This window comes from Armatimonas sp. (assembly GCF_043757465.1).
Lineage (GTDB): Bacteria > Armatimonadota > Armatimonadia > Armatimonadales > Armatimonadaceae > Armatimonas.
Window position 1 is genome coordinate 1 of the sequence record NZ_JAYVPL010000118.1, and the last position, 9915, is coordinate 9915.

General features: G+C 59.6%; 7 protein-coding genes and 1 pseudogene. 3 read left to right on the forward strand and 5 right to left on the reverse strand.

The window, feature by feature from the left end; all coding sequences use genetic code 11:
* The 3 genes from ACH2ED_RS15765 to ACH2ED_RS15775 all read right to left on the reverse strand — a co-directional run.
* Positions 1–108 (reverse strand): type IV pilin protein (locus ACH2ED_RS15765; RefSeq protein WP_395093160.1); only part of this gene is annotated, 108 nt, incomplete at its 3' end.
* A 104-nt stretch (positions 109–212) separates the two neighbouring features.
* Positions 213–926, reverse strand: a complete 714-nt coding sequence (locus tag ACH2ED_RS15770; RefSeq protein WP_395093076.1) for a FecR domain-containing protein — start codon at positions 924–926, stop codon at positions 213–215.
* A complete protein-coding gene (locus ACH2ED_RS15775) occupies positions 927–2708 on the reverse strand; it encodes a CHASE2 domain-containing protein (RefSeq protein ID WP_395093079.1) in 1782 nt (593 codons plus the stop codon).
* Positions 2709–2777: 69 nt separating this feature from the next.
* Here ACH2ED_RS15775 and ACH2ED_RS15780 point away from each other — a divergent pair, with 69 nt between their 5' ends.
* Positions 2778–4829: a carbohydrate binding family 9 domain-containing protein gene (locus ACH2ED_RS15780; protein WP_395093081.1), complete on the forward strand. Its 2052-nt coding sequence runs from the start codon at positions 2778–2780 to the stop codon at positions 4827–4829.
* Between the two features lie 23 nt (positions 4830–4852).
* Here ACH2ED_RS15780 and ACH2ED_RS15785 read toward each other — a convergent pair whose 3' ends face one another.
* A complete protein-coding gene (locus ACH2ED_RS15785) occupies positions 4853–5746 on the reverse strand; it encodes an SPFH domain-containing protein (RefSeq protein ID WP_395093084.1) in 894 nt (297 codons plus the stop codon).
* Between the two features lie 71 nt (positions 5747–5817).
* Between ACH2ED_RS15785 and ACH2ED_RS15790 the strand changes: the two genes are divergently transcribed.
* Together ACH2ED_RS15790 and ACH2ED_RS15795 are read left to right on the forward strand one after the other, a co-directional pair.
* A complete protein-coding gene (locus tag ACH2ED_RS15790; RefSeq protein WP_395093087.1) occupies positions 5818–7077 on the forward strand; it encodes an exonuclease SbcCD subunit D in 1260 nt (419 codons plus the stop codon).
* On the forward strand, positions 7074–9629 hold the full coding sequence (locus tag ACH2ED_RS15795; protein WP_395093090.1) for an AAA family ATPase: 2556 nt from the start codon (positions 7074–7076) through the stop codon (positions 9627–9629). The genes ACH2ED_RS15790 and ACH2ED_RS15795 overlap by 4 nt, the downstream gene beginning before the upstream one ends.
* A 6-nt stretch (positions 9630–9635) precedes the next feature.
* Here the strand turns inward: ACH2ED_RS15795 and ACH2ED_RS15800 are convergent.
* A pseudogene (locus ACH2ED_RS15800) lies at positions 9636–9875 on the reverse strand (TM2 domain-containing protein); the annotation flags it as partial.
* Positions 9876–9915: the final 40 nt, after the last annotated feature.

Below are 9915 nucleotides of genomic sequence, written 5' to 3' on the forward strand. Positions count from 1 at the left end.
CTCACGAGCACGGATAAAGTTCGGGACAGCAATCGCGACCAAGATACCGATGATCAGGACGACGATCATAATTTCCACAAGTGTAAACGCACGACGAAGAGATTTCATAGTCTAAATGTGATCCTTTCAGAATCGAAGAGGAGAGTTTGGTGTTCTCCCCTATACATTCTCTAATTATGGCACTCCCTCTCATCTCGCATTAGGTCTGATTATTACCAGTTTTTTTTAGCGTCCCTCCCCGGACGACGAGGTGGGTTCCCCAGAGGCCTAGGCACTCGCATCCGAAGAGAGTGCATCAGCTCTGTCTCACGGCCCCGGTTCAGATGAAGCAGGCCTGGGGCATTTTGTTGGGTCCACGCCCCTTCCCGGTAAAGGGCACGCCACATATTCCGGTGCTGCGGGGCCTGAGAGTGGGGGGCCTGAAGCGCACGCTTGCGAACAGCACGCAACATCATGCCCTGGAGCACCGGGACAGGAGATTCCAGAGCGCGCCCGGCCGCATCGAAAGACTGTACCTCGACACTGCCTTCGGCTGTGCTCACTACCATTTCGTTGGTCTCTTCGTCCACCCCAACTCCAAATACAGTACCTGTCACCCCCGCCACTCCACTCGATGTCTCCACAGTGAACTTAGTGGGGTGATTGGCCTTTTTCACCAGTGCCCAGACTTGCCCGCTCAGTACCTTGAGCGCAAACTGCTTATCCGCGCCAATCTGGTTGAGAATCACAGTGGTATTGGCCCCGACCCGCACCACATGGTTGTCGGGTAGCTCGACCAGAAGCGCAGCATCGGTACCTGTCCGTAGTGTTGTCGCAGCGGGCAGACGGTCTCCCACCGAAAGCGCACGAAATGCATCGTTTCCGGGTAGCTTCTTCTCCACTTTTCCAAAGGCATCGGCAATGCGTGCCACCGTCGTTTTTTGCATCTAAAGCTCCTGAGTGCGCACGGGCCGGAAGACCTGCACGGGTATCTGTTTTCCTCTGACGGTAATCTCACCCAGGGGTTCAGCCGCTATTGCTTCTGTAAGCTGTAAAAAACTGCCTTCACTAAGCAAAATCGGGGTTTCGAGAGTCTTGGTCGCGTCTTGCAAGCGTGAGGCAAGGTTGACAATATCGCCAATCACGGTGCGCTGCATCCGCCCCGCCGTGCCGATAAAGCCCTCCCGCGCCACCCCCGAGGCGATCCCGATCCCCATCTGGATCCCCATCTGCTCGCCCACACGCTGCATCTCCCACGCCCAGCGCACTGCGCGCACCGCGCCGGGCTCCAGCCTCGGAAACTCGAAGAAGTAAAGCAAGATCGCATCCCCCATGAACTTATCCAGCTCCGAGCCGAAGCGCTTTGCGGCACCATTGCCTGCCTCAAAGTAGCTCTGGAGCATTTTTTCGACTTCATCGGCACTATGTGTCTCACAGAAGCTGGTGAAGCCACGGATATCGCAGAAGACCACGGTGACATAGACCTCGCGTGTGCCTAGCTGCATCCCCCGACCAGTGACTGCGCTCCGCGCAGCAGATGCGGAGACCTGTGTCTTGAAAGCACGGTGCGCCCGAAGTATTTCGTAGGGGGTGGCCAGTCCCGCCGCGAGCCCGAGCATTGTCAGTGGAGTCGCACTCTCCCACCAGACCCCTGTCCGAAGAAACGCGGCGTGCACCAGAAACACCCACCCCGTTCCTAGAACCAGTGGGGCGATGAGTGCAGGAGCCAGCGTGAAGCGCCAGACCAGCCAGAGAAAGACCACGGTTAGCAGCAAGCCAATCCAGAGACTCCATGCCTCCGCGGTTCGAATGCCCCTGTTCCTAGTGGCCATGGTGACGATGTTCGCAAGAATCTCCACACCGGTCATCTCTCCCAGCGGAGTCATATGCCGATCTTCCAGTGTACTCTGGCGTCCCACGAGCACTAGCTTATCTTTTAGGAGTACAGATGGTTTCTCAGACAGAAGCACCTCCTCGTAGTCGAGGATGGGAAAGGTGCCTTCGGGGCCAAGGTAGCGAACCAGAGCAGCACTGTCACCAAGACTAGTGGCCAGAGGAAGGGTCAGTCCCCCCCAGCGTAGATGCCCTCCCGTTAGTTGTGCCGCCTGTGTGAGTGCCCCGTTTCCAGCAGCCCCAAGCGCCACCCCGAGGTGAGGCACGTGCATATCGAGCGCCACACCGTCTTGAACCAGAGGCCGGATAAAGCGCACGCTCCGCCCTGTCGAGCGTAGCACCTCCACTGAGGCAGGCACCAGACCAAACAGGCTCCCAGTCAGCGGAACGAATGTGCTCTGGCCCTGCTCATTAACCTCAGGACGCGTCGCCGCAATCGTTCCCGGATATGCCTTGAGTGCCGCCGCAAAGCTAGCATCATGATCACTCGCCTCCGTAAAAAAGATATCGAAGGCAACGGCCCGCGCACCAGAGCGCTTGAGATGTGCCAGGAGATCTGCATGGCAAAAACGTGGCAGAGGGTAGAAGGGGTCTTCCAGGATCTGGGCAACGGCCAGCTTAATCGGGGTTTCGTCGGTCATGGCGATGATGACCACAGGTGATTCTTCAAGGGTGAGTGGCTTCGTCCGGGCAGTTGCCTCTAGGTGCCAGTCGTAGAAAAACCACTCCATGTCTCCCAGCGCAGGCAGAAGTGTGCTGGGCCGCCAGACCAGAACGGCCACAACAACAAATGCAACCGCTCCTATAAAAGCCAGGACTCTTCCACGGTAATCCATCTGAAAGGATAGTACCCGAAGCACGCAGTTGTTTGCTAAAACGAAGAATTTCGGCAATACTGTCCCGTTATGACTTTTCGTACCGCACTCTTGCTGGCCTGCCTTATTTTCCCACTCCCTCACGTGAGTGCGGATGAGCCCGCCCCCCGTACAAGCCGCCCGCTTGCCGCCGTCAAACGCAGTATTACAGTTGCGCCCGTGCTAGACGGCGATCTTGCCGACCCTCTCTGGAAAGAGGTGCCTCCCGCTACCGAGTTCACGGACTTGCAGACGGGTAAGCTCACGGCTGACCCCACTGTGGCTCGCATCACGTACGACGACGACGCAATCTACGTCGCTTTTGAGTGCCGTGATAGCCAGCCAGAGGGAATTGTCGGGCGTGAGCTGGAGCGCGATACGCTCTACCGACGCCGGGGAGACGATGCTGGTGGAGGCACCGAGGACTGGGTAGAAGTTTCCTTTGACACGTTTCTTTCTTTTAAAGAAAACGATCAGGCGAAGTTTGCGGTGAATCCCCTAGGCACACGCTCCGCGCGCTTTGGCGGCGGACGGGCGAACAAGGCTGAGTGGAGTGGTGCCTGGGACGCTGCTGTCAAACGCACCCCGACGGGCTGGAGCGCGGAGCTGCGTATCCCCTGGAAAGTGCTCAACTACCCCACGGCGAGGAGCATCCAGAAACGGGACTTCGGGCTGAACTTCACCCGTTTTCAGTACCGTACCCGAATCCGCTCCCAGTGGAGCAACACCGGCTTGCAGAACTTCGGCAACTTGATCGGGCGCTGGAAAGGCGTGGACGTGCCGCGTGGTGCGTTCCATCCCACTCTTTCCCTGCTTCCCTATACCCTGACCTTTGCCGGTGACGGCCCTATCGTGGAGCGTATGGGGGTAGATGCCCGCTACCAGGCCACCCCGGATCTCACCGCCGTGGTGAGCGTGAACCCGGACTTCGCGACTGTGGAGAACGCCGTCCAGAGCATTGGTTTCTCTCGCTCAGAACGCTTCGTCGAGGAGCGCCGCCCTTTCTTTTTAGAAGGCGGCGACTACTTCCGCACCGGGCAGTTTTTCGGCCTTGGCCCCCTGTTCTACTCCAATCGTATTGAGAAATTCGATGTTGGCGCCAAAATCTTTGGTAAGCTCACTCCTCAAGACACGATCGGTGTCTTGCTCACCGAAGACTTTGGCAACCGCAGCGACTTCGTGGCTCGCTACCGCCACGATCTCTCGCCCACCGCGCAGGCAGGCTTTTTCGTGAACCAAAAAGATGCCAAGGCGGGCGACCATAATAGTGTGGGAGGGCTTTTTGCCAATAACCGCTGGGGCAAATTCGGCTTTGATACCGAGCAGTACATCTCGGGGGGGCGAGTAGACAAGACCAAGGCGGGGGGGTACGCCTCCTCCAATAACTTCCAGTATCTTGATGGAAACCACTTCACGAGCCTTCGGTATTTAACGGCTTCGCCCCACTTTCAGGATGCCAATGGCCTTGTCTTCTTCAACGACTTCAAGGGCTTCTCCGGCTACCACAACTGGAACCGTGAGTGGCGCAAGGGAGCCTGGCGCTCGTTCAGTGTGGACTTCGGGCCACAGTACTGGTGGCACCAAGACGGTCGCCCGTACCAGCGTGGAGTGTTTATGGGGGCGAATTTCCAGACCCGCTCCGACTGGAGCCTCGGGATCAATGTTAACCATAATCGCTTCGACGACCAGACCGACCGAACCGTAGGATTCCGCATTACATCCGGAGTAAGCAACCGGTTCCGTAGCTACGGGTTGCGCCTTGACACAGGGACACAGGGCGGCGCACCGACGCGCTTTTTTGGCCCGCAGGTCTCCGTACGGATGCTCAAACGCCTCGATGTGATCTATCAAGGTGGCATTCAGGAGCAGAAGGGCTGGAACCGCCAGCATATCGCGACATTCAACTACCAGTTCTCGGGCACACGGACGGTGGGTGGTCGGGTGGTGAGCCTGACGGAGCCAGGGAAACCGGCCTCGACCAACTGGTATGTCTCGTACAGAAACGCGGGCGGGGCGGGCACGGAGATCTACTTCCTCTTTGGCGATCCCAATGCAGTGAAGTTCACCCCGCGTGCTGCCGTCAAGCTCGTGTTTGCACGGTAGCCCCCCCTGTTTCCCTCCCCCGGCTACGGCTGGACGTTGGTATTGACAACGGGCTGAACGGAGTGCTCGGAGCACAGAACCGTCATGAGGTTGGCGACCATCGCGGCTTTTTGCGCCTCGCTCATCTCAACAATCTTACGCTCCTGAATACGCTGGAGAGCCATCTCCACCATTCCGACCGCGCCCTCGACAATGCGCTGGCGGGCGGAGATGACGGCGGCGGCTTGCTGGCGGCGCAGCATGGCTCCGGCGATCTCCGGCGCGTAGGCGAGATGCGAGAGGCTCGCGTCGGTCACGGTCACACCCGCTGGGGCGAGGCGAAGCTGGATCTCTTTGACCAGATCATCACAGACATCGCTGGCATTGCGCCGTAGCGAGATTGCTTTATCATCGTCAGAGTCGTAGGGGTGCGTGGCCGCAATGTGCCGGATCGCCGTCTCAGACTGCATCCCCACAAACGACTCATAGTTCTGCACCTCGAAAGTGGCGCGGTAGGTATCGGTCACTTTCCAGACAATCACACAGGCAATCTCAATCGGGTTGCCAATCGAGTCGTTCACTTTGAGCTGCTGGCCGTTGAGCGTACGAGTTCGCAAGCTAATGCGCTGCTTGCTTGCCCAGGGAAGCGCCCAAAAAATCCCGTTCTTCTTGACGGTGCCGACGTACTTACCAAACGTCATTAAGACGAAGCTCTCGCCGGGTGCCACGGTGAAGTAGCCCCCCAGCGTGAAGAGCAGTACAAACGAAAGAAGTGCGGCCATGAAGATCATCCCCGACGTGAAGCCGTAGAGAATCGCCGCCACCATCAGTAGGTGAATGACAATAGCAATCCCGCCCGGTAGCCCCACCGCGTCTTTCTCCTTCGACCACGACGACGATGTCTCCTCTTTGGGATGTTGTTGTTGATTTTGATACATTTGTTTTGTCCTCCTCGGGTTTTGACCCGCAGCGCCCTGTTCTGGTTGCGATTGTACAGTATAATTGCGACGTGTCTTCCCCCGCTGAGAAAATTCGTTTGCTCCATTTTGCCGATGTCCACCTGGGAGTCGAGACGCACGGCAAGTTCAACCCCGAAACAGGCCTCAACACGCGGCTCGAAGACTTCAAGAACTCCCTGGATCAGGGCATCTCACTGGCGCTGGAGGCCGATGTGGATCTGGCGATCTTTGCCGGCGATGCCTACAAAGCCCGCGACCCCAGCCAGACCCATCAAAAGCTCTTTGCGGGGAGCCTCCAGCGGCTGACGAAGGCAAATATTCCCGTGGTGATGCTGGTAGGCAACCACGATATTCCCAACACACGGGGCCGGGCACATGCTCTGGAGATCTACGACGTGCTGGGCGGAGCGGGTGTGCAGATTCTCTCACGGCCAGAGCTGGTCAGCGTTTCCACGCGGCGTGGCGATGTGCTTGTCGGCGGGATGCCCTACCTGCCACGTGCCCGCGTGCTCACCCAAGACGAGACCAAAAATAAGACGGTCGAGGAGATCGCCCAGCTCATCCGCGATAGATATATCGAGTACATCGCCACCCTCGCTCGGCAGTGCGCCGAGCAGCCCGAGCATATCGCCATTCTCACAGCCCACTTCACCGTCGCCGACTCCCGAGTCGGGGTGCAGGGCCTGCTCCTCAACGCCGCCGAGCCCCAGGTGCCCGTGAGCGCTCTGGCTCTGCCGCAGTTTGATTATGTGGCGCTGGGCCATATCCACAAACGTCAGGACTGCAACAATCGCCGCCAGCCGCCCGTGGTCTACTGCGGCTCGATTGATCGGCTCGATTTTGGGGAAAAAGATGAGAACAAAGGTATCGTGCTCGCCGATATCTCCAAACAAAATGCGGAGTACAGGTATGTGGATATCGCGGTTCGCAATTTTCTGGAGATCGCCATTGATGCCAGCGATGCCGAAGATCCGACGGAGAAGATTCTTACGGAGCTGGCCAAACGCCCCCTCAAAGACGCCGTAGTGAAGCTGAGCTATAAAGTTCCGCGTGAGAAAGCGCCTCTCGTGCGGGAAGACGAGCTACGAAAAGCGCTTCTTGAGGCGCATAGTGTCGTCGCGATCTCCCGCGATCTCCCCGGCCAGACCCTCACCACCCGCGCCGAGGGCATGACGGAGCAGCTCACCCCCGAGCAGGCCCTGACGCTCTATCTGGACACCCGCCGCCCCGATCTTGCGCCGCTACGTGAGGACTTCATGGCCGCCGCCCGCCGCCTGATGGACGAGCTACGCCAGGAGGCGCTGGCGTGATCCCCCTCAAGCTCCAGCTCGAAAACTTCATGTCGTATGGCAAAGGCGTCGCGCCACTGCCCTTCACGGACATGCGCCTAGCCTGCCTCTCCGGCGATAATGGCAACGGTAAGAGCGCCCTCCTCGACGCCATCACCTGGGTGCTCTTTGGGGAGACCCGTGCCCCCCGTGAGGACGATGTGATCCGCCTTGGAGCCGCAAGCTGCCGCGTCATGCTGGACTTTCAGCTTGGGGAGGCGAAGTACCGTATTATCAAGCAGCGGGATCGAAAAGGCACGTCGCCCGTCTGGACACTGCAAGCCTGGCAGGACGATGACACGCTCCGCAATATCAGCGACGGGCGTGAGACCAAGCTGCACTTAGAGCGCCTACTGCGGCTCAATTACGACATGTTCCTCGCAACTGCGTACCTGGCTCAGGGCCGTGCCGATATCTTTGCACGCGCTAAGCCCGCCGAGCGCAAGCAGATTGTCGCCGATATTCTGGACTTATCCCGGTACGACGACCTGGAAAAACGTGCCCGTGAGACCCAGCGCGAGGCGCGCGAGCGCCGCAACAGTGCCGAGAGCCAGCTTTCGCAGATAGACACCGAGCTAGAGGAAAAAGACCGGATTGATGCCGAGCTGGAGGCGGCGGAGGCCCTTCTCGCTGCTGCTGCTGCCCAGCTCACCCAGCTCCAGGCTGCTCGTGATGCCGCCCATGTTCTCTTTGAGCAGTGCCAGGGCTTTGCGGACCAGGCACGCGAGTGGGACGAGAAACTGCGCGAGCTGGAGTTGGATGAGGCGGCGGCCCTACGCGAGGCCGAAAGCTTGCGTCGCCGCATCGCTGCCGCACAGAGTATTCTGGCAAACCGCCCCGCGCTGGAGAAGCAGGAGCGCGAGGCCGCCACCCTGGAGCAACGCATCCAAAATCTACAGAACCAGGTGGAGGGGGCAACGGCGCTCTACCGTGAGCGGGAGCAGCTCATGGAGACAATACAGCAGCGGCGAACGGCGCTTGACCGTGAGCTCTACCGAGTCACCCGTGAAGTTCAGGATCTCTATGAGGAAGCCAAGGAGCTGGAGCGCTACGATGCCGAGCGTGTGACCAGCGACGCGGAGATTGCGGCCTACGGCGACCCGGAGGCGCGGCGCAAAGAAGCCGAGGGGGAGCGCAGCCAGGCCGACGAAGCCTTTACGGAGCTCAAGGCACGGCGCAACAGCGCAAAAACCGAGCTGGAGCGCCTTGAGAAGCGGCTCGCCGCGCTCACCGGCTCCTCAGCATCGCAGTGCGAGTTCTGCGGCCAACCCCTCACCCCAAAAGCACGGCAGGACGCCGTGCTAGAGACAGAGGCGGCTCTGGAGGCCAACGGTGAGCAGCAGAGCGTACTGGCGGCGCAGGGCAGGGAGGCCAAGCGCATCGCCGAGGAGTGGAAAGCGGTCTCCGAACGGGCACTCTCGGACGCACGCTTGGTTGCGCAGCTTATTAACCGGAGCGCCCATGCCCAGCAAGAGGCGCTCCGACTCCGCACACGCCAGGCAGAGCGCCCAGAGCGAGAGCGCCACCTGTCGGAGCTTACCCGAGAGCTGGAGTCCGGAGAGTTTGCGCGGCAGGAGCAAGAGCGGATGATGGTGCTCGCCGCCCGGGTCGAAAAAATCGAGCGCTTCAATGAGGAGTTACGTCCGTTGTTGATGAAGCGGACGACCTATCGCGACCTTCCCAATGAGCGGGCGAAGCTCTCTCAGGCCGAAGCCATTCTGGTAGACGAACCCCAGAAGCTCACAGAGACGCAAGCCAAGGCGACGCGCCTTGCGGAGCGAGCCGAGAAGGGCCGCCCCAAAGTGGAGGAGATGCGCCAGCGCACCGCAAACCTAGTAGCGCTGCGACAGACACTCACAGACGCCGAGTATGCCCTGCGCCGCCAGAGCGACGAGTCCAACCAGGCGCACAGCCGGATCGGGCGCTTGAAAGCTGAGCAGGATCGCCTGAAGGCACGTGAGGCGGAGCGAGCAAAGACCGAGGAGCAGCGGGTGGCAGCGGCGCGTGATGAGCTACTCTATGCGGAGCTGACGGCGGCATTTGGCAAGAAAGGTGTCCAGGCGCTGATTATCGAAAACGCGCTCCCGGAGATTCAGGAAGAGACCAACCGGCTGCTTGGCCGCATGACCAGCGGCGCGATGCGGGTCGCCTTTGAGACACACCGGGAGGCGCGCACCAAATCGGCCAGCCCTATCGAGACCCTGGATATCGTGATTGAGGATGATCTTGGGACGCGTGCCTACGAGATGTACTCTGGCGGGGAGGCGTTTCGCATCAACCTCGCGCTGCGTGTCGCGCTCTCCAAGATGCTGGCACGTCGTGCCGGAGCGCCGCTCCAGACCCTGATCCTGGATGAGGGCTTTGGCACGCAGGACCCCCGGGGCCGGGAAGCCATCGCCGAGGCACTGGAAGCCATCGCCGAGGAGTTTGCCCTCATTCTGGTAATTACCCATGTGGAGGAGCTCAAGGATCGCTTTCCCAACCGAATCGAGATTACTAAAGGCCCCGAAGGCTCACGATTCTCGATGGGCTAGTGGCACTTAAAACCAGCTCTTTTTATTTTTCACGTAGGTCTCAACAAACTCCTCATCGGACTTGGTCAAGTAGATAATCCCCTCGACAAACCCAATGATGCCAAAGATTGGGGAGGCGAGTCCGCAGGTCAGGAGCGTCCCCAGGAGCATGATCAGCCCCTCGGTGTTGTAGCCAAGGATAAACTTATGCACCCCCAGGCAGTTCAGAAGAATCCCACAGATTCCTGCGGGGAGCTTGTTGGCGGCAGCAGCCTGAGCCGTCGAGTAGGTCGGAGCTTGCTGCCGC

Coding starts and splice junctions, on each gene's coding strand:
- ACH2ED_RS15770 (WP_395093076.1), bottom strand. CDS start 926: ATGCAAAAAACGACGGTGGCACGCATTGCCGATGCCTTTGGAAAAGTG.
- ACH2ED_RS15775 (WP_395093079.1), bottom strand. CDS start 2,708: ATGGATTACCGTGGAAGAGTCCTGGCTTTTATAGGAGCGGTTGCATTT.
- ACH2ED_RS15780 (WP_395093081.1), top strand. CDS start 2,778: ATGACTTTTCGTACCGCACTCTTGCTGGCCTGCCTTATTTTCCCACTC.
- ACH2ED_RS15785 (WP_395093084.1), bottom strand. CDS start 5,746: ATGTATCAAAATCAACAACAACATCCCAAAGAGGAGACATCGTCGTCG.